Annotated in this window: 19 protein-coding genes and 1 pseudogene; 7 read left to right on the top strand and 13 right to left on the bottom strand. The window is 74.7% G+C overall.

Translation table 11 applies throughout. The annotated features are described in order from the left end of the window. Positions 1 to 10: 10 nt before the first annotated feature. A complete protein-coding gene (locus tag QDR37_RS11415; protein ID WP_279713891.1) occupies positions 11 to 295 on the top strand; it encodes a DUF1905 domain-containing protein in 285 nt (94 codons plus the stop codon). Between the two features lie 71 nt (positions 296 to 366). Next, the gene (locus tag QDR37_RS11420) at positions 367 to 615 is read left to right on the top strand and encodes an SCO4226 family nickel-binding protein (RefSeq protein WP_279713892.1); all 249 of its coding nucleotides are present in this window, start codon (positions 367 to 369) and stop codon (positions 613 to 615) included. 47 nt (positions 616 to 662) lie between these two features. On the opposite strand, the gene QDR37_RS11425 is transcribed toward QDR37_RS11420, so the two are convergent. Then, complete coding sequence (locus tag QDR37_RS11425; protein WP_279713893.1) at positions 663 to 2246, bottom strand: MFS transporter; 1584 nt, start codon at positions 2244 to 2246, stop codon at positions 663 to 665. Positions 2247 to 2352: 106 nt separating this feature from the next. On the opposite strand from QDR37_RS11425, the gene QDR37_RS11430 reads away from it, so the two are divergent. Next, on the top strand, positions 2353 to 3006 hold the full coding sequence (locus QDR37_RS11430; protein WP_279713895.1) for a TetR/AcrR family transcriptional regulator: 654 nt from the start codon (positions 2353 to 2355) through the stop codon (positions 3004 to 3006). Between the two features lie 7 nt (positions 3007 to 3013). On the opposite strand, the gene QDR37_RS11435 is transcribed toward QDR37_RS11430, so the two are convergent. Continuing rightward, positions 3014 to 3553 carry a hypothetical protein gene (locus tag QDR37_RS11435; RefSeq protein WP_279713896.1) on the bottom strand — a complete coding sequence of 180 codons (540 nt, stop codon included), beginning with the start codon at positions 3551 to 3553 and terminating at the stop codon, positions 3014 to 3016. Between the two features lie 89 nt (positions 3554 to 3642). Here QDR37_RS11435 and QDR37_RS11440 point away from each other — a divergent pair, with 89 nt between their 5' ends. Next, complete coding sequence (locus tag QDR37_RS11440) at positions 3643 to 4176, top strand: GNAT family N-acetyltransferase (RefSeq protein ID WP_279713897.1); 534 nt, start codon at positions 3643 to 3645, stop codon at positions 4174 to 4176. On the opposite strand, the gene QDR37_RS11445 is transcribed toward QDR37_RS11440, so the two are convergent. Both QDR37_RS11445 and QDR37_RS11450 read right to left on the bottom strand, forming a co-directional pair. After that, on the bottom strand, positions 4095 to 5081 hold the full coding sequence (locus QDR37_RS11445) for a DMT family transporter (RefSeq protein WP_279713898.1): 987 nt from the start codon (positions 5079 to 5081) through the stop codon (positions 4095 to 4097). The genes QDR37_RS11440 and QDR37_RS11445 overlap by 82 nt on opposite strands. A gap of 70 nt (positions 5082 to 5151) precedes the next feature. After that, positions 5152 to 5412: a hypothetical protein gene (locus QDR37_RS11450; protein WP_279713899.1), complete on the bottom strand. Its 261-nt coding sequence runs from the start codon at positions 5410 to 5412 to the stop codon at positions 5152 to 5154. Positions 5413 to 5593: 181 nt separating this feature from the next. Here QDR37_RS11450 and QDR37_RS11455 point away from each other — a divergent pair, with 181 nt between their 5' ends. After that, positions 5594 to 7030 (top strand): fibronectin type III domain-containing protein, encoded by a 1437-nt coding sequence (locus tag QDR37_RS11455; RefSeq protein ID WP_279713900.1) that lies wholly within the window; start codon positions 5594 to 5596, stop codon positions 7028 to 7030. A 14-nt stretch (positions 7031 to 7044) separates the two neighbouring features. On the opposite strand, the gene QDR37_RS11460 is transcribed toward QDR37_RS11455, so the two are convergent. The 4 genes from QDR37_RS11460 to QDR37_RS11475 form a co-directional block, all read right to left on the bottom strand. Then, entirely contained in the window at positions 7045 to 7215 is a 171-nt protein-coding gene (locus QDR37_RS11460; RefSeq protein WP_279713901.1) for a hypothetical protein, read from the bottom strand. Between the two features lie 55 nt (positions 7216 to 7270). Further along, positions 7271 to 8098: an alpha/beta hydrolase gene (locus QDR37_RS11465; protein ID WP_279713902.1), complete on the bottom strand. Its 828-nt coding sequence runs from the start codon at positions 8096 to 8098 to the stop codon at positions 7271 to 7273. 78 nt (positions 8099 to 8176) lie between these two features. Beyond that, the gene (locus QDR37_RS11470) at positions 8177 to 9004 is read right to left on the bottom strand and encodes a nitrilase-related carbon-nitrogen hydrolase (protein ID WP_279713903.1); all 828 of its coding nucleotides are present in this window, start codon (positions 9002 to 9004) and stop codon (positions 8177 to 8179) included. Beyond that, on the bottom strand, positions 9001 to 10449 hold the full coding sequence (locus tag QDR37_RS11475) for an APC family permease (RefSeq protein ID WP_279713905.1): 1449 nt from the start codon (positions 10447 to 10449) through the stop codon (positions 9001 to 9003). Before QDR37_RS11475 ends, QDR37_RS11470 begins: the two co-directional genes overlap by 4 nt. Positions 10450 to 10680: 231 nt before the next feature. Between QDR37_RS11475 and hisD the strand changes: the two genes are divergently transcribed. Beyond that, a complete protein-coding gene (gene hisD, locus QDR37_RS11480; protein WP_279713906.1) occupies positions 10681 to 12003 on the top strand; it encodes a histidinol dehydrogenase in 1323 nt (440 codons plus the stop codon). Between the two features lie 29 nt (positions 12004 to 12032). Here the strand turns inward: hisD and QDR37_RS11485 are convergent, their stop codons facing one another. From QDR37_RS11485 to QDR37_RS11500, 4 genes and pseudogenes are all read right to left on the bottom strand, one after another. After that, positions 12033 to 12944, bottom strand: a complete 912-nt coding sequence (locus QDR37_RS11485) for a LysR family transcriptional regulator (RefSeq protein ID WP_279713907.1) — start codon at positions 12942 to 12944, stop codon at positions 12033 to 12035. A gap of 58 nt (positions 12945 to 13002) precedes the next feature. Beyond that, complete coding sequence (locus tag QDR37_RS11490) at positions 13003 to 13776, bottom strand: hypothetical protein (RefSeq protein ID WP_279713908.1); 774 nt, start codon at positions 13774 to 13776, stop codon at positions 13003 to 13005. Next, positions 13776 to 16720 (bottom strand): annotated as a pseudogene (locus QDR37_RS11495) (glycoside hydrolase family 38 C-terminal domain-containing protein). The gene QDR37_RS11490 and the pseudogene QDR37_RS11495 overlap by 1 nt, the downstream one beginning before the upstream one ends. A gap of 48 nt (positions 16721 to 16768) precedes the next feature. Further along, on the bottom strand, positions 16769 to 17158 hold the full coding sequence (locus tag QDR37_RS11500; protein WP_279713910.1) for an ester cyclase: 390 nt from the start codon (positions 17156 to 17158) through the stop codon (positions 16769 to 16771). Positions 17159 to 17252: 94 nt separating this feature from the next. Here QDR37_RS11500 and QDR37_RS11505 point away from each other — a divergent pair, with 94 nt between their 5' ends. Further along, positions 17253 to 17741: a hypothetical protein gene (locus QDR37_RS11505; protein WP_279713911.1), complete on the top strand. Its 489-nt coding sequence runs from the start codon at positions 17253 to 17255 to the stop codon at positions 17739 to 17741. Positions 17742 to 17766: 25 nt separating this feature from the next. Here the strand turns inward: QDR37_RS11505 and QDR37_RS11510 are convergent, their stop codons facing one another. Continuing rightward, positions 17767 to 18489: an alpha/beta hydrolase gene (locus QDR37_RS11510; RefSeq protein WP_279713912.1), complete on the bottom strand. Its 723-nt coding sequence runs from the start codon at positions 18487 to 18489 to the stop codon at positions 17767 to 17769. Positions 18490 to 18534 lie beyond the last annotated feature (45 nt).

An 18534-nucleotide genomic window follows, 5' to 3' on the forward strand; every position in this document is an offset into this window, starting at 1 on the left:
GAGTGGCCCCGTGGTCGACCTCCGGTTCTCGGGCGAGGTGTGGTTCTGGCGCGGACCCGCGCCGTTCCACTTCGTGACGGTGCCCGAGGAGGAGGCCGCGGTGCTCGCCGGGCTCGCGCCGACGGTCACCTACGGCTGGGGGATGATCCCGGCGAGGGTGCGGATCGGCTCGACCGAGGCGCGCACGTCGCTCTGGCCGAAGGACGGCGGCTACGTGGTGCCGATCAAGAAGCTGCTGCAGGACGCGGAGGGCGTCGGTGTCGGTGACGTGGTCGAGGTGTCGCTGCGGATCTGAGCCGCGTGCGGGACCTCCGACCCGGGCCGGACGGCCCGTCCCGACGGCCGCTGTCGGAGGACGCTGACGCCATGCCGACATTCATCGACGTGCACGACGGGTTCGTGGGCGTCACGCAGGAGCAGCTCGCCGAGGCGCACCAGGCCGACCTCGACATCGAGGCGTCCGAGGGCGTCCACTTCGAGAAGGCGTGGCTCGACCCGGAGAGCGGCAAGGTGTTCTGCCTCTCCTCGGGGCCGTCGCGCGAGGCGGTGATGCGCATCCACGAGCGGGCGGGCCACGCCACCGACCAGGTGTACGAGGTGCCGGTGCAGGTCTAGGCGAGGACGAGGCCGGGCTCCGAGGAGCCCGGCCTCGTCCTCGTCCGTCAGACGTCGATGAGCATCGGCTCCGCGGCGGCCTCGAGCCGCGGCTGCGGCACGGACGTGCCCGGCCTCGGCGTCGAGGCGACCGGCCCTGCGGTGCTCGGGGTCGAGGTGAGGCTGAGGCCCTGCGAGCGGCGGCGGAACACGACGCCTGCGAGCACCGCGCCGAAGGCGAAGAAGCCGGCGCACCACCAGAACGCGACGCCGTAGCCGTGCACGGCGGCGGCCGCGGCGACCGCCTTCGCGGCGGAGGCCGTCGCGGGCTGGTGCGCGGCGACGTAGTCCGTGGCGGCGGTCGCGGCGAGGGTGTTGAGCAGCGCCGTGCCGATCGAGCCGCCGACCTGCTGGCTCGTGTTCACGAGCGCGCCGGCGACGCCGGCGTAGCGGCGGTCGACGCCGAGCGTGGCGGTCTGCATCGAGGCGGGCATGATCGAGCCCATCCCGGCGCCCATGAGCATCAGCGGCACGAGCACGTCCGGCGCGTAGGCGCTGTGCACGCCGAGGCGGGAGAGGAGCACCATCGCGGTGGCGGCGAGGGCCATGCCGATCGGCACGAGCACCTTCGGGCCGAAGCGCGGCACGAGCAGGTTCGTCCCGAGCTGCGCGGCGAGCACGAGCATGCCGATCATCGGCAGGAACGCGACGCCGGTCTGGATCGGGGAGTAGCCGAGGGTCGTCTGCACGTAGTAGGTGACGAACAGGAAGACGCCGAACATGCCGATCGCGGCGACCATCACCGAGGCGTAGGCGGCGCTGCGGTTGCGGTCGCGGAGGATGCCGAGCGGCAGCAGCGGGTGGCCCGCACGGCGCTGCCAGGCGACGAACGCCGTGAGCAGCACGCCCGCGGCGGCGAGGAAGCCCCAGGTGGCGGGGGAGCCCCAGCCGTCCGACTCCGCGTTCGAGAAGCCGTAGACGAGGCCGAAGAGCCCGGCCGAGACGAGCAGCGTGCCGGGCACGTCGAGGCGAGGGCGCGGGCCGGTGCGCGGGGCGCTCGGCACGAGCAGGATGCCGCCGACCACGGCGACGACCGCGACACACACGTTGATGTACAGGTTCCAGCGCCAGTCGAGGTCCTGCGTGAGCAGGCCGCCGAGCAGCAGCCCCACCGCGCCGCCCGCGCCGGCGAGCGCCCCGAAGACGCCGAAGGCGCGGGCGCGCTCCTTCGGCACGGTGAAGGTGGTGGTGAGCACCGCGAGGGCGGTGGGAGCGAGCACGGCGGCGAAGACGCCCTGCAGCGCTCGGGCCGCGACGAGCAGACCGAAGCTCTGCGCGGCGCCGCCGAGCGCGGAGGCGAGGGCGAAGCCGACGAGCCCGAGCAAGAAGGTGCGCTTGCGGCCGATCAGGTCGGAGAGGCGGCCGCCGAGCAGCAGCAGGCTGCCGAAGGCGAGCGAGTAGGCGGTGACGATCCACTGGCGGTCGCCGTCGCCGAAGCCGAGGTCGGCCTGGGCCGACGGGAGCGCGATGTTCACGACGGTGGCGTCGAGCACGACCATGAGCTGGGCGAGCGCCACGACGGCGAGCGTCCACCAGCGGCGGTTCGAGGGCTGCGGGGCTCCGGCGGAAGCGGGGGGTTGGAGCGAGGTCATGCTCGAAGACTATACGGAACTGTCAGGTTCCGGATATGACCAGTTCCTGAACGTGTCCGTGTCGCAATATGGTATGATCGGGCCCGAGATGGAGGAGACGTCCGCGATGACGCAGACCGATCAGGTGCTCGGCCCCGATGAGGTCGCGGCAGACCAGCCCGGCCGGCCGGGCCGCAAGCGGGACCACTCCCGCGATCCCGAGATCCTCGCCGCCGCCGTCGACGTGCTCGCCGAATGCGGGTACGACGGCATGACCGTCGACATGGTCGCCACGCGCGCGAAGGCAGGCAAGGCCACCGTCTACCGCCGCTGGCCCTCGAAGGCCGAACTCGTGATCGACGCGGTGGCGTGCATGAAGCAGGCGCCGTCGACCCTCGAGGAGCTGCCCGACACCGGCACGCTCCGCGGCGACCTCGTCGCCCTGATCCGGCCGCATTCGCTCGACGACGCGCAGCGCAAGGCGCAGGTCATGGGCGGGCTCGTCTCGATGCTGTCCCGCGACCCGCATCTCGCCGACGCGGTCAACGAGGCCATCGTCGAGCCCCGTGCCCGCGTGAACCGCCTGCTCATGGAGCGCGCCCGCGACCGCGGCGAGATCGCCCCGGGCACCGACATCGACACGGTGGCGCACATCGCCCCGTCCATGACCGCGTTCCGCACCATCGTCCAGCGCAAGCCGGTCGACCGCGACTGGGCGCTGTCCATCATCGACGGCGTGGTGCTGCCGGCGCTCGGTCTGGCGCCGGGCGAGCCGCGCTGACCGCCGTCTAGCCCCGGCGGATCCGCTCGGCGAGACGGAGGAGATCGAGCACGGCGCGGAGCCGCTCGTCCGGATCGGGAAGGGCTTCGAGCGGCTCGTCGAACCGGGGCGCCGACGGCACGACCGCGCGGACCCGCCGTTCGAGCGCCGGGGGCACGCCGAGTGCGACGAGGGAGTCGAGGTTCCGGGCGAGCTCGAGCGCGATCGGCGCCGGCAGGGTGCCGAGCTCGACGAGCACGGGATCGAGCACGTCGTCGCCGCCACGCGCGATCCGCCCGGTGAGGGCGTCGAAGACGAGGAGCGAGGCGGCGAGGGCGCCGGCGCCCTGAGCCAGCGCGCGCCGCGCGAGGTCGTGCGCCGCGGTGTCCTGGCCGAGATCGAGCCGCCGCGACGCCTTCGTGAGCAGGTTCGTCGCGGCGCGGAGCGCGACGTCCTCCTCGGCGCTCTCCCGACGGTAGGAGGCGCGGGTCGCCCAGCCGAAGGCGCTGCGGTCGAGGCGCTGCTCGAACTCGGCGAGGGCGCGCTCAGGATCGGGAGGGCCGGCCATGGTGCGACGGTAGCGCCCGGGGAAGCATCGGCTGTCGATCCGTCCGGGGACTTGGATATCTTGACCGACGAGCGATGCGGGAGGCCGGGATGACGGACCTGAGCACCGTCGTGCTGCGTCCGCTTCGCCACGGCGACGCCCCGGTGCTCGCGTCCTGGGGCCGCGACGAGGTCTTCCGGCGGGCGGCCGGATGGTCCCTGCCGGACGGCGACAACCACCTCCGCTACTTCGAGCGCGCGATCGAGGCGCCGAGGCGCGGCGTGACGTGGCTCGGCGCCGTGGAGGGCGAGCGCGTCGTCGGCGTCGTCGAGCTGACGCGGCTCTCGCTCAGCGAGATCGAGCTCGGCTTCAGCATCGGACCGAGCTCGAACTGGGGCCGAGGCCTCGGTGGCCGCATGGTCCGCGCGGCGCTCGAGCTGGCGGGGCGGTCGCTCGGGGCGCGGATCGTCCGGGCGACGACCGAGGAGTCGAACGAGCGCTGCCGGCGCACCCTGGCGCGGGCGGGCTTCCACGAGGTCGATCGCGACGGCCCGACGCTCCGCTACGTGCTCGAGCTCGCGGCCTCCGGAGCGGGCGGCGCCGCCTCGGCGGCGTCCGGCGATCCGGCGGCGTCCCGGGCCTGATCGGGCTGCGGCTCGTCGATCGGCGTCGGCGGGTTGCGCGCCATGAGCAGGACGCCGCCGATCGCCACCGCCTCGGCGACCGCGAAGACGACGAAGCTCCACGGCGGGGCGCCCCGCGCCTCGTCGAGCAGCCCGATGCCGACCGACACGGCGACGAGCGGATCGATGACGGTGAGCGCCGCGACGACGATGTCGGGGGAGCCCGAGCCGTAGGCGATCTGCACGAGCGAGATGCCCGCGAGCCCCGCGACCGCCGCCGCAGCGACGACGAGCAGCGTGAACGGCGTGGTCGGGTCGACGAGGCTCCCGTGGTGCAGCGAGGCGCCCGCGCGGTCGAGCACGATCTTCATGAGGGTGGCGACGAAGCCGAAGCAGACGCCGCCGCCGAGCGCGAAGGCGAGCGGCGGCATCCGCTTCCGTCCGACGAGCCAGCCGACGCCGACGACGACGAGCACGGCGGCGAGCAGCGCGAGCACCGGCACGACCGCCGGGATGCCGGCGGGGGAGGAGCGGGTCGAGGCCGCGGCGGTGAGCACGAAGGCCGTGATGCCGATGACGCAGAGCACGATGCCGACGACGTTGCGGCGGTGCAGGCGGGAGTGGTCGAGCGGGCGGCTGAGCAGGGCGGTCGCGACGAGCGACAGCACTCCCAGCGGCTGCACGACGGGCAGCGGGGCGAGCAGCAGCGCGACGAGCTGCAGCACGATCGCGACGACGAGGAACGATGTGCCGAGCAGCCAGCCGCCGGTGCGCACGAGGGTGAGCAGCTGCCGGAGGCTGAACCCGGAGTGCACGCCCTCCGGGCTGCGCTCGTCGACCGAGCGCACCCCGCGGTTCTGGAACTGCGCCCCGAGGGCCAGGACCACCGCGCCGATCAACGCCGCGACGACGCCCCCGACCACCATGCGCCGACGTTAGGCGCATGGGATGTGCGCCTGCCCGACGTGGTCGGCGCAGCCCGGGATCAGTCCGGGATCAGTCGGGGACCTCGCCGTCGAGGTCGTCGCTCGCGAGGCGCTCGTTCGCCGGGCGGTTCGGCAGCGGCAGGTCCTCGTCGTTCACGGCCTCGCCGTCGCCGGTCGTCGGCGCCTGCTCGCCGGGCTCGCCGTACGTGTCCTGCTCGGCCCCGGGCCGGTCGCCCGATCGCTCCTGCGGGTCGGCCTGCTGCGCCGGCTGCTCACGGGGCAGCGCGCCGGGCTGCTCGATCTCGGGCGGGTGCTGCTCGGTGCTCGACATGGCGGCAGCCTGCCGTCCACGCCGGGGAGCGGGATGAGAAGGCGGGATGAGCGGTCCGGATGAGCGCTGCGCGCCGAGCACCAGGCGTTGCCCCTCGGATGCGGCATATCGGCGGATCGTCTGCGGGAACTAACGTCGACCCCGCGCGGAGGAACGGGATCCGCCGCGCCGGGGGAATTCGATGAACAAGGGTCTGCGCGCGCTCGCGATGCTCGCCGCGGTGCTGCTGCCCGCCGGGATCGCGACGCCGGCCGTCGCCGCGCCGCTGCCCTCGGGCGCCGCTCCGTCCGACGCAGCGCACCACGGCACCGGCGCCGTGCTGCGTCCGGGGACCGCTCCGACGGCCGCCGCGCGGCCGATGGTCCAGACGGCGCTCCCCGCGTCCGTCGACCTCACCGCCTGGGCTCCGCCCGTCGGCGACCAGGGCGTGCTCGGTTCCTGCACCTCGTGGGCTGTCGGCTGGACGATGGCCGGCTGGTACGCGCGCAAGGCCGGGGTCGCACTCGACTTCGCACCGATGTACCTCTACTCGCAGGTGCACCTCGCCGCGACGTCCGACGGCGGCGGCCAGTACACGTCCGACGTGTACCGCGTCGCGGCCGAGCAGGGCATCGACCTCGCGGACGACTACCTGCAGGGCGCCTACGACTTCCAGCACGGCCCGACGGCCGCCGAGCGGGCGTCCGCCTCGCGCTACCGCCTCGCGCCGGAGGTCGTGCTCTACGCGGGCACCACCGCTCCGGGCGCCGCAGCCAAGCCGGCGATCGAGGCCCAGCTCGCCGCGGGACACCCCGTGCACCTCGCGTTCCCCGTCTACCGGGCGTTCGAGGCGCTCGACGCCACGGACTCGACCCTCGGCGAGGCCGACGTGTCGGGCCAGCAGGTCCTCGGCGGTCACAGCGTCGTCGCGCTCGGCTACGACGCGACCGGCGTCACGATCCAGAACTCGTGGGGCACCGAGTGGGGTGCCGCCGGCCGCGCGAAGCTCGACTGGTCGTTCGTCGAGGCCGAGAGCCAGGAGGCGACCACCACCACCGGCTTCGTCACCGGCGTCGGCGCGCAGCCCGTGCCGACCGCACCGACCGCGCTCGGCGTCCGCCGCGGCGTTCACGCCGTCACCCTGACCTGGCAGGCCCCGACGTCGACCGGCGGCTCCGCGATCACGGGCTACACGGTGACCGCGGGCTCGACGAGCGTGCCGCTGGCCGCCAGCGCGCGCTCGTACACCGTGACCGGGCTCGTCGCCGGACGGCCGACGGCCGTGACGGTGCGGGCCGTCACCGCGAACGGCGCCGGCGCCGCCGTCGTCCGCACCGTGGCCGCCGCGACCGCGCCGCTCTGGGGCGGCACGGTGCGCGTCACGAGCAGCGCGACGGCGCACGCGGTGACGCTGCACTGGTCGGCGGTCGGCTCGACCGGCGGCATGCCGGTGCAGTGGTACACGGTCCACCGCAGCGGCACCGACACGAGCGGCCGGCTCATGCCGGTCACCCGCACCTCCGCGGCCACGCGCACCTTCACGTTCGCGGGGCTCGTGAAGGGGCAGCGCTACACCGTCTCGATCCGCGCCGTGAACGCGGCCGGCACGAGCGCGCCGGTGCTGCTCAGCGTCGGCTAGCGCAACCGCTCAGGTCAGCGCTTCGCGTCGTCCTGCTCGCCGTCGAGGTCGGTGCCGGTGATCGGCCCGCTCGCGGCCGGCATGCCCGGGAAGGGCAGGTCACCGTCCTGGCCGGCGGTCGGGTCCTGCAGCTCCTCGGGCTCCTCGCGCAGCGGGTCCTTCGGGTCGTTCTTGTCGCGGTCCATGGCGGCGATCCTCCGCCGTGCGGTTGAGCGGGCGGTGAGCGTGAGGAGGCGCCCGTCAGTCCGGGGTCTCGAGGGAGGCCCAGAAGCCCTGGATCAGCGTGCTGAGCGCCGCGGGCTGCTCGACGGGCACGAGCACGCGGCTGCGCGGCACCACCGCCGAGCGCGCGAACGGTGCGAGCGCGGCCGCGCGGTCGACGTCGGCGCTGCCCCAGGACGGGTCGTCGCCGCCCGCGACGAGCAGCGTGGGGGCGTCGATCCGGGGGAGGAGCGCGGTCAGATCGGGCTGCCCGAGCAGGAAGCTCGACCCGGCGCGGGCGGCGCTGACTCGGCCGGCGAGCAGCACGGCGTCGAGCACCACCCCGACGCTCGAGGGATCCGAGCGCGCCTCGGGCGCGACCAGGCGGTCGAGCAGCGCCGGGCCGACGGGTGGGATCGGGCCGAGCAGGAAGAGCCGTCGCAGCAGCCGGCGGAGGCGGCGGCGCTCCTCGCCCGCGGGCGGCTCGAGCGGCGCGGCGATCGCGACGAGGCTGCGGACGAGCTCCGGCCGATCCGCGGCGAGCGCGATCCCGACGGCGCCGCCCCAGCCGTCGCCGACCCAGTCCACGGTCTCGCGCGGCGCGAGCGCCTCGAGCAGCTCGCCCGCCGCGCCCACCGCCGAAGCGAACGGCACGCGGCGCCTCAGGCGTGCGCTGCGGCCCGCGCCCGGACCGTCGACGACGAGCAGCCGTCGCCCTTTGAGCAGCGAGGGCAGCACGTAGCCCCAGCTCGAGCCGTCGGTGAAGAGTGCGTGCCAGAGCACGGTCGGCCTCCCGGCGCCGAGCGCGTGCACGGCGAGCTCGCCGAGCGCCGTGGGCACCCGCGTCGGCTCGAGCGTCCCCGCCATGCAGCCCGCCTCACCTCGCCGGTGCCTCAGCCTGCCGCGCGGACCTCGGCAGCGCCAGCGCCGGGCGCGCGGCGATCGCTAGGAACCGGCGCCCTCGAGGCCGCGGTAGAGGTCGGGACGGCGATCGCCGAAGAGGTCGACGAGCTCGGTCTGGCCCTTGTCGCGGGACTCGAGCAGGTCGAGGTCGGCGGAGGCGCTGCCCGTGCCGCTGCCCGCGCTGTCGCGCAGCCAGCCGTCCGCGCCGACGATGCCCGTGCCCTCCGACCAGTCGACGCCGCGTTCGCGGCCGCTGCGGTCGGCGAAGGCGATCGCCACGTGGTTCATCCGGGCGGTCGCCATGGCGATCTGCACCTCCGCCACCCGCTCGCCCTCGGGACGCGGGCCGAGCGGCCAGTTCGTCGGCACGGCCAGCAGGTCGGCGCCCGCGAGCGCCGTCATCCGCGTCCACTCGGGGAACTCGAGGTCGAAGCAGACCATCACGCCGATGCGACCGTGCGGGGTGTCGAGCACGGGCGGCGCGGCGTTCCCCGGCCGGAAGAACACCCGCTCGCGGTCCCAGAGGTGCACCTTGCGGTAGACGGCCTGCACGCCGTCCGCGGTGACGACCGCGGCGGAGTTGTAGAGCGCCTCGTCGGCGAGCTCCGCGAAGCCGGTGACGAGCACCGCGCCGGGACGGCTGCCGAGCAGCCGCGCCCACTCGGCGAAGAACGGGGCGTCGGGACGCACCGCGACGGCTCGCGCCTCGTCCTCGGTCTCGAACACGTACCCGGAGGTGGCGAGCTCGGGCAGCACGACGACGTCCGCGCCCTGCTCGAGCGCGTCGCGGAGGGCCGTCGTCGCCCGCTGCACGTTGCCGACGAGGTCGCCGACCCGCGGCGCGAGCTGCACCGCGGTCACGCGGGTCACGGCACGTCCGACGACTCGAGGCTCTGTCGCGTGCGCTCGGCGAGGCCGGGCCGGAACGAGATGCCGATGCCGACGAGCAGCCACACGAGCACCAGGTAGGGGAACCACACGTAGGCCCCCGTGACCCCGACGGTGTTCTTGTAGAGCGTGTAGAGCACGAGCGCGAACGCGAGGATCGGCACGACGATCTGCCACTTCGGCGTGCTGGTCCTTCCGCCGAAGAACAGGAACCGGGTCGCGCCGATGGTGGCGAGGGCGTAGGCGACGAGCAGCGCGATCGTGCCGATCGTGAGGGCGTAGAAGGTCGCGTCGAGCACCGGCGCACCGAAGATCCGGATGACGATCATGACGACCGTCGCGAGTCCGGCCGAGGTGAACAGGGCGACGATCGGGGCGCCGTTCTTCGCCACGCGGGCGACCGAGCCCTGCATGCCGGCCCCCCGGGCGAGGGCGAAGAGCACGCGGCCGGCCCCGGAGAGCGTGCCGACCGAGATCGCGAAGAGGCTCACGGTGGCGGACAGGGTGAGCAGGTCGGCGAGCCACGCGCCGACGTACGCGCGGCCGAGGTCGCCGAAGGGCGCGCCGGCAGAGACGAAGTGCTTCACCTCGGCGTCCGAGGTGCCGTAGCCGAGGGTCTGGGCGATGATCGTGAGCAGGTAGAACGCGCCGACGACCGAGACCGCGATGATGATCGCCCGCGGGATGTCGCGCTTCGGGTGCGTCGTCTCCTCGCCGAGGGTCGCCGCGCCCTCGAAGCCGGCGAAAGCGAGGAAGCCGAACACGGCGGCGCCGGCGATCGTCGAGATGTCCGTGCCCTGCGGCAGGGCGAGGAACTGCCAGCTGAGGTGCTGGTCGCCGGGGGCGGCGCCGACGCCGAGGCGGATGAGGATGATGATCGAGAGGATCGTCACGAGCGCGGCGCCGATCAGCTCGGCGTAGAGCAGCACGCGGGTGATGATGTGCACCTCGCTGCGGATCACGACGACGACGAGCACCATCGCGATGATCGCGACGAGCAGCCAGTCGGGGCTCGCCTTGATGCCGAGATCGTTCAGCAGCTGGGTGAAGAAGAGGCCGATCTCGATCGTCGAGCCCGCGCCGATCGCGAAGTAGCCGAGGAACAGCGCCCAGCCGGCGACGAACCCGGCGCGCGGTCCGAGCGTGAGGCCGACGGTCGCGTAGACCGAGCCCGTGTGCGCGATGTACCGGGAGAGCTTCACGAAGCAGTAGGCGACGAGCGCGACGCCGACGAGCGCGAAGATGAAGGCCCAGGTGGCGCCCTTGCCGAGGATCCCGGCGGCGCCGGTGCCGAGCAGGGCGATCGCCCCGACCGGCCCGATGAGGCCGATCGAGAAGGCGGCCGCGTCGAGCACCTTCAGCTCGCGCTTCAGGCCTCCGCCCGACGCCGCGCCCGACGTGCCCGTCCCTGACGTCTCGACCGTCATGCAGTCCTCCTCGATGTGGGCGCGGGCCGGCGTCGCTGCCGGTCGGCGTTCCGCGCGCTGGGGGCAGGCTAGGGACGACGGCCCCGTGCGACAAGTCCACCGGAACCTTGGGGCGTCATAGGCGGAACCTGCGGGTCGGCCGAGCATCGGCGCCGAGGCAGAGGTTTCCCCTATGCCGAGCAGCGGCAGGTGCGCCTGGGACGTCGGGGATGCGCTTCCTAGGCTCGCGGCATGCGCTACACCCCCTCGGTGCTCGAGCACCTCAGCGGCCGCTACTCCTTCGTCAAGCAGCCGGGCGTCGACGCCCCGGCGGCGCAGCGCGACCCGAAGGTCGTCGAGACGGTGTCGGCGATGCTGCTCGACATCGAGCGTCGGGGGATGGACGCGGTGCTCGAGTACGCGAGGCGGCTCGACCGCCAGGAGTCGGTGCCGGAGCTCACGGCGGAGCAGGTGCGGACGAGCGGGGAGCGCCTGCCGGCCGACCTCCGCGCCGCGATCGAGCTCGGGGCGGAGCGGACGCAGGCGTTCGCGCGGGTCACCCGCGAGCACCTCGCCGACTTCGAGACGGAGCTCGTGCCGGGGCTCGTCACCGGCGTGAAGCACGTGCCGGTCGGCCGGGTCGGGGCGTACCTGCCCGCGGGCCGGTTCCCGCTCACCGCGAGCGCGTTCATGAGCGTCGGCGTCGCGAAGGTCGCGGGCGTGCCGACCGTGCTCGCGTGCACGCCGCCGCAGCCGGATGGCGGGGCGAACGACGCCGTCGTCTACGCCGCCGCGTGCTCGGGCGTCGACCGGGTCGTCGTGCTCGGGGGCGTGCAGGCACTCGCGGCGATGGCGTTCGGGCTGCTCGACGACGCGCCGGTCGACATGCTCGTCGGCGCGGGGAACGCGTTCGTCGCGGAGGCGAAGCGGCAGCTGTTCGGCCGGGTCGCGATCGACCTGCTCGCCGGCCCGTCCGAGGTGGCGGTCATCGCGGACGACACCGCGGACGCCGAGCTCGTCGCAGCCGATCTGCTCGGGCAGGCCGAGCACGGGCCGAACTCGCCGGCGGCGCTCGTCACGACGTCGCGCGCCCTCGGCGAGGCGGTCGCGCCCGAGGTGGAACGGCAGCTCGAGACGCTCGCGACGGCGGAGATCGCCGGCGCCGCGTGGCGCGACTACGGCTCGATCACCGTGGCCGACGACCGTGAGACCGCGGCGGCCCTCATGGACGACCTCGCGCCCGAGCACCTCGAGGTGCTCACGGCCGACGACGCCTGGTACCACGACCGGCTCCGCAACTACGGCTCGCTCTTCCTCGGGCCCTGGAGCACGGTGGCCTACTCGGACAAGGGCATGGCGGGCACGAACCACACGCTCCCGACGGCGGGTGGCGCGAAGCACAGCGGCGGCCTGTCGGTCGCGCGGTTCCTGAAGCCGCTCACCTACCAGCGCGTCGCGCGGGAGGCGACGCACGAGCTCGCCGACGCGGTCGACGTCATCTCGGCGTCCGAGGGCATGGCGGCCCACCGAGCGACCGCGACGATCCGGCTCGGGCGGCAGGGCGCCGAGGGCTGAGGCCCGGATCCGCTCCGCCCCGGCGGGGTTCAGCCGACCGGCTCGAGCAGCGGGCTCGACTCGACCATGCGCCGCGCGAGGCGCAGCAGCTCGGCGGTCGCGGGGGACAGGGTCGTGCCGGCGCGCTGCACGAGCGCGATGGTGTCGTGCAGCGGCTCGGCGAACGGGGTGAAGCCGACGGACTGCGCGGGGGTCGACTGCGCGACGGCGCGCGAGACGAAGGTGTCGCCGACACCGGCCGCGACGAGCGCGAGCGCCGACTCCACCTGCTCCACCTCGGCGACCGCGTCGAGCCGGACCCCGGCGAGCCGGGCGCGGTCGGCGAGCTGCCGCCGCGTCGGGTCGCGCCAGCCGGAGTGCGCGTCGTAGAGCACGAGGGGCCGCTCGGCGAGGTCCGAGGTGGTCGGCGGCACGGCGATCCGGGCGGGGTCCGCGCTCGCGTAGAGCACCTCGTCGCGGCGCAGCGGCTGGATCTGCAGCCCCTCGTCGTCGACCGGGAGCACGACGAGCCCCGCCTCGATCTCGCCGGACGCGACCGCGCTCGCGACCTCGACGGAGTTGACCCCGATGACCCGCAGCCGCACCTCCGGGTGCAGCGCGTGGAACTCGGCGACGAGCGACTCGAGCTGGTAGTACTTCGCGTTCCGCAGCAGCCCGAAGGACGCGGTGCCGCCCGAGAGCGACGTGATCGCGCGGAGCGTGCGGTCGGCCTCGTCGGCTCCCGCGACCGTGCGCTCGGCGATCGGCAGGAGCGCCTCGCCCGCCGCGGTGAGCACGAGCCCGCGGCCGCCGCGGACGAAGAGCACGGTGCCGTAGGCGTCCTCGAGGCGCCGGATGAACTCCGACACCGACGGCTGCGCCATGTGCATCGCGGCCGCGGCGGCCGTGAAGGAGCCGAGGCGGGCGGCCGCGAGGAACACGCGCAGCTGCACGAGGGTCATGGCAGCAACCTACGGGCGCCGCGAGCGCGGGCCCGACGCGGTTTCGGGCGCGAGGGGGTCAGCGGGTGAGCAGCACCGCGGCGCCCCACGCCACGCCATCGGGCGCCTCGACCGTGAGCCGGACCGGTCGCGCACCCGCGCCGTAGTCGAAGGTCGTCACGGTCAGCGCGCCGGCCGCGCGGGTGCCGACGCGGCCGGCGATGGCGCTCGAGCCGCCGCCCGAGGTGTAGCGCCGATACGCCGCCCAGCCGGCTCGCGCGGGGGAGCCGAGCACGAAGAGGACGGTCGCGTGGCCGGGGACCACCCACGACGCGTCGGAGTCGATCGTGCGGGTCGCGGCACCGGTGCCGTGCAGCTCGACGATCGTCGACAGGTCGGCGTGGAGCAGGGCGGCGGTCGGGTTCGCCGCGAGGAAGCCGCTGATCCCGGCGGCCCGCCCACGGCCGAGGTTCGCGAGGAAGACGGTGCGGGCGTCATGCCCGATGCTCGGGCGGGGCGCCGGTGCGGCCGTCCTCGGCGCGCGCAGGAAGGTCGAGGCGAACGTCGAGCCGGACGCGCTCGGCGTCGACGCGACCTGCGGCGCCGCGTGCGGCGCGGCGAGGGCCGCGGTGCACGCGCCGGCCGCGACGGCGAGCGCGAGCAGCAGGGCCGGACGCCGCCGCTGCCGTGGTCGCTGCCGGAGCGCCGGCGGCGCCGCGCCTCCCGACGACGGAGCCGCGGGCTCGCGCGCGGCGAGTGCGGCGCGGTACCGCTCGCGATCGTGGTCGGTCGCTCCCGGGGCGTAGCAGGCCCGCCGCAGCGCCTCGAGGTCCGGTGCGGCGACGGCGGGCATCAGCGGGCGAGCGCCACGCGCACGGTGACGATCTCGAACGGGCGCAGCGCGAGCGGCACGCCGCCCCCGTCGGCCCGCTCGGCCGGGCGCAGCGGGCGCTCGAGCAGGTCGGTGACCTGCACGTCGCGCACGTGCGCGTCGAGCCGGACCACCGTCGATGCACGGCCACCGAGCGACTCGTAGAGCCGCACGACGACGTCCCCGCTCCCGTCCTCGGCTGTCTTCACCGTCTCGATCACGACGGCCGGATCGCTGCTCGTCACGAGCGGTGCCACGCCGTGCGCGCCCCGCACGACGCGCGCCGGACCGCCGCGCCGGTACCCGAGCCGGACCGCGTCGGCGATGCCCGTGTGCGGCGCGATGCCGTACCGGAGCACGTGCCGGCCCTGGTCGGTCTCAGGATCGGGGAAGCGCGGGGAGCGCAGCACCGAGATGCCGGCGGTCGTCGTCGTCCCCCCGTCCTCCCGCGTGTCGCGCTCGATGTCGTAGCCGTAGGAGTCGTCGTTCGTGACGGTCACGCCGAAGCCCGGTTCGGCGACGTGGAGGAAGCGGTGCTGGCAGGTCTCGAAGCGCGCCGCGTCCCAGGAGGTGTTCGCGTGCGTGGGCCGCTGCACGTGGCCGAACTGCGTCTCGGCGGCGACCTGCTCGGCGCGGACGTCGACGGGGACGGCCAGCTTCAGAAGGGTGTCGCGCTCGTGCCAGTCGACATCGAGCTCGACCTCGACCTCGGGCGCGCCCGGGCGCAGCAGCACCCGCTGCACGATCGTCGAGGCGGCGGTGCGGCGCACGGCGACGACCGCGATCGTGCCGTCGTCGCCGGTCTCGACCGCGACGGACTCCGGAGCGGGCGCGGGCCGGACGCTGCGCCGGTAGTGGGCGTCGAGGTCCCAGGCGTCCCAGAGGTTCGGCAGATCGGTGTGGAGCCGCAGGGCCGCGATCCGGGCGCCGGGCGGCACGACCTCGCGGCCGAGCCGATCGGGGCTCCCGGCCCGGAGGCTGGCGATCGTGCCCTCGGCGTCGACGACGACCGTGACGAGGCCGTTCGTGAGCCGTCGCCCGTCCGGCACCTCGGTGAGCTCGACGGAATCCGCCGGCGCGACGGCCGGCGCGATCGCGAGCGCCGGCACGCCGTCCCGCTCGTGCGGCGCTGCGTTCGCGGTGAGCGGCAGCTCGCCCTTCCCCGTGAGCGCTGCGAGCGCATCGGCGATCACGGCCTCGAGCTCGGCCGTCACCTCGGCGTGCCGCTGCTCGGCCTCGCGGTGCACCCAGGCGATCGCGCTGCCGGGGAGGATGTCGTGGAACTGCAGCAGCAGCACCGTCTGCCAGCACCGGTCGAGCACCTCGCGCGGGTAGGGGGCGCCGGTGCGGACCGCGGCGGTCGTCGCCCAGAGCTCGGCCTCGCGGAGCAGCCGCTCGTTGCGCCGGTTGCCGGCCTTCGTGCGGTGCTGCGACGTGTAGACGCCGCGGTGCAGCTCGAGGTAGAGCTCGCCTGCCCAGACCGGTGCCTCCGGGTACTCCGCCTCCGCCGCGTCGAAGAAGCCCTTCGGGGTGTCGATGCGGACCGCGGGGGAGCCCTCGAGCGAGGCGAACCGCCGCGCCGAGCCGAGCATCTCGCGGGTCGGACCGCCGCCGCCGTTGCCGTAGCCGAACGGCAGCAGCGCGGTCGTCGCGACGCCCTTGTCGGCGAAGTGCCGCTCCGAGCGGGCGAGGTCGGCGAGTGCGGCATCCGGTTCGTCTGGTTCCATGAGATCTTCTGCGTGAGGAACCGGGTGGCGCCCGCGGCGCGGACGATCTGCGGCAGGGCGGCCGAGTAGCCGAACGAGTCGGGCAGCCACGCCTCGGTGCACTCGACGCCGAACTCGCGCAGGAAGAACCGCTTGCCGGCGACGAACTGACGGGCCATCGCCTCCGAGCCGGGCATGTTCGTGTCCGACTCGACCCACATGCCGCCGACCGGGACGAAGCGGCCCTCGGCGACCTTCTCGCGGATCCGCTCGTAGAGGGCGGGCTGCGCCGCCTTCACCCACGCGTACTGCTGCGCGGACGAGCAGGCGAAGACGAGGTCGGGGTGCTCGTCCATCAGCGCGACGACGTTCGCGAAGGTGCGGGCGCACTTGCGGGCGGTCTCGCGGGTCGGCCAGAGCCACGCCGAGTCGATGTGGGCGTGGCCGACGGCGACGACGCGGTGCGCGCTCGCGGTCGCCGGCCTCGACAGCGTCTCCGCGAGCTCGGCGCGGGCGGCCGCAGCGGTGCCGGCGACGTCGACCGGGTCGAGCACGTCGAGCATCCGCTCGAGCGCGCGGAGGATCTCGCTCCGCCGGCTGCGGTCCTGCTCCAGCTCGGCCATGAGACCGCGCAGCGCCGTGACGTCCTGGAGCAGCTCGTCGACCGTCTCGTCGACGAGGACGAGGTCGAGCGCGCGGAGCACGTAGAGCGGGGCGTCGCCCGCGGTCGTCACATCGCCGAGCGCGGTCGGCCGGAAGAACCAGCCGCCCGCGACGTCGGGGTTCGCGGCCGCCTCGAGCAGCAGGTCGACGGGGCCGTCGGACGCGCGCCAGGGCACGTACGCGGTGCGGGGCTGCACCGCCTTGAGCGGCGTGCCGTCGGGGCGGTAGGCGAGCGCCTCGGCCTGGAAGCCGGGCTGGGCGGCGCTGAAGCCGAGGTCGACGGCGACCTCGACACGGGTTCCTGCTCCGGTGTGCCAGCCCTCGGGCACGGCGCCCGTGACGCGGAACCAGGTCGTTCCCCACGCGGCGCCCCACGGTGTGCCGATCGCGAACGGCGCGAACTCCTGGGCGGCGGCCTCGGCGAAGGGCACCGGCTCGCCCGGCGCGGTCCAGGCGGTGACGTCGAGCGCGACGCGGGCGCGGACGACCGCGGGCTCGATGCGCTCCCCGACGAAGCGGGCGAGGCGGGCCTCGATGAGCCGGGCGTCCTCATGCACGGCGCCATGGTGCTGCGACTCCGCTGAGCGCGTTCCCAGCAACCGGTCTCAGCGCAGCCGAGCGAGCAGCTCGGCGTCGTCGGCCGTGCCGGCGAACTCCACGATGCGTCCGCGCTCGACGCGGTAGAAGCCGAACTCGGCCGCGTTGACGTGCCGTCCCGTCGCCGGGATCCCGCGGAACGCGCCCCGGTGCGTGCCGCGGGCGCGGAGGTGCGCCGCGATCCGGTCGCCTTCGACGACGAGCGTGATCCGCTTCCACTGGTAGTCGGGGAACGCGGCGAAGAGGGCGTCGAGGTCGCCGAGCCACGCGTCGGCGCCGCGGGGCAGGTGCGCGCGGCGCACGTCGGGCGCGAGCAGGTCGCGCAGGCCGTCGAGGTCGTGCCGGTTGCAGGTGTCGAGGTAGTCCTCGTACCAGAGGCGGAGCTCGGCGGGGGACACCGCCCCAGTCTCCCGTCCGCCGCTCCGCGCCGACCTGAGCGCCGGACGCGCTCCGGTCGCGCGCGCTGTCGGTGGCCCGCGGAAGGGTGCCCGCATGGAGCTCGAAGTGCACGCTCACGCCGGCGCCGACGAACTGCTCGCCGCGTTCTTCACGCTGACGGGCGACGGCCTCACCGGCCGGCGCGCGAAGCGGCACGCCTCGGCGGAGCGCGACCTGCGCGCGTGCCTCGAGGAACGCGTCGACCGCGTCTTCACCGAGGACGAGCTCGTGATCCTCGCGATGGAGCGCGAGTTCGACCCGCTCGGGGCCGCCGCCCGCATCTCCGCGGCGAGCGTGGTGCTCGCGGTGCTGCCGTACTACCTCGAGGAGCCGCGGTGGTTCGGGCACGACATCACCGACCGACGGGTGCGGCTCGTGCTCGCGGAACGGCTGCTGCCGTTCCTGCTCGGCTTCCCGCCGGTCTCCGAGACCGATACCCGCCGTGCGGCGATCGAGGTGCGGATCGCGCTGATGCGCGCGTCCGCGGAGCTCGCCGACGAGCGGCGCCGCCTCCGGCAGGGCAAGGACGCGGGCGCCGCCTGAGAGCCGGCCTACGGAGCAGCTCGGATCAGAGCAGGTCGCGGATCAGCTCGTACGTGCGCTCCGGCGCCTGCAGGTGCAGGTCGTGGCGCACGCCGGGCAGACGCCGGACGTCCCATCCGGCGTCCGTCAGCGCGGCGAGCAGCGCATCCGGCACCACCCGGAACCCGTCGTCGGTGAGCACGACCGTCGACGGCACCGCCGGGGGCGCGGGGACGACGGGGTGCTCCGCCGCGTCCCGGAGCACCGGCAGCAGCGCGGCGGAATCGAAGCGGCGGTGCCCGGCCCGGGCGCGCGCCCGGTTGTCCGCACCCCACCGCCGGTCCGTCTGCCGGTAGAGCCGGTTCAGCACCGGTCCGAGGCCCGGCAGGTGCCAGAACAGGGCGGCCGCGGGGCCCGTCGTCGGCAGCCCGACGGTGAAGCCGGGGTCGAGGTAGACGGCACGCTCCGGCTGCAGGGCGGCGACGGCGTCGGCCAGCACCCGGCCGCCGAGCGAGTGACCGACGACGCAGTCGAGTCCTGTCGGCAGCGTCTCGACGAGGTCGCTCGCGAAGTCCGTCATCCGGTAGCGATCCGCGCGGGCGCTGGCGCCGTGCCCGCGGAGGTCGGGCAGCAGGAACGTGCACCGACCCGGTTCCGCGGCCTCGGCGGCCGCCACGAGGTCGTGCCAGCCGAGCGACGAGCCGACCACCCCGTGCACGAGCGCGACCCGGACCGGGCCGTCGCCCTCCGTCGTGACGGCCAGGTGCATCGACTGCTCCTTTCGCTCCGGGCGGACGCCTGGTGCCCACCCTGC

The sequence above is a fragment of the Amnibacterium sp. CER49 genome (assembly GCF_029846255.1).
Lineage (GTDB): Bacteria > Actinomycetota > Actinomycetes > Actinomycetales > Microbacteriaceae > Amnibacterium.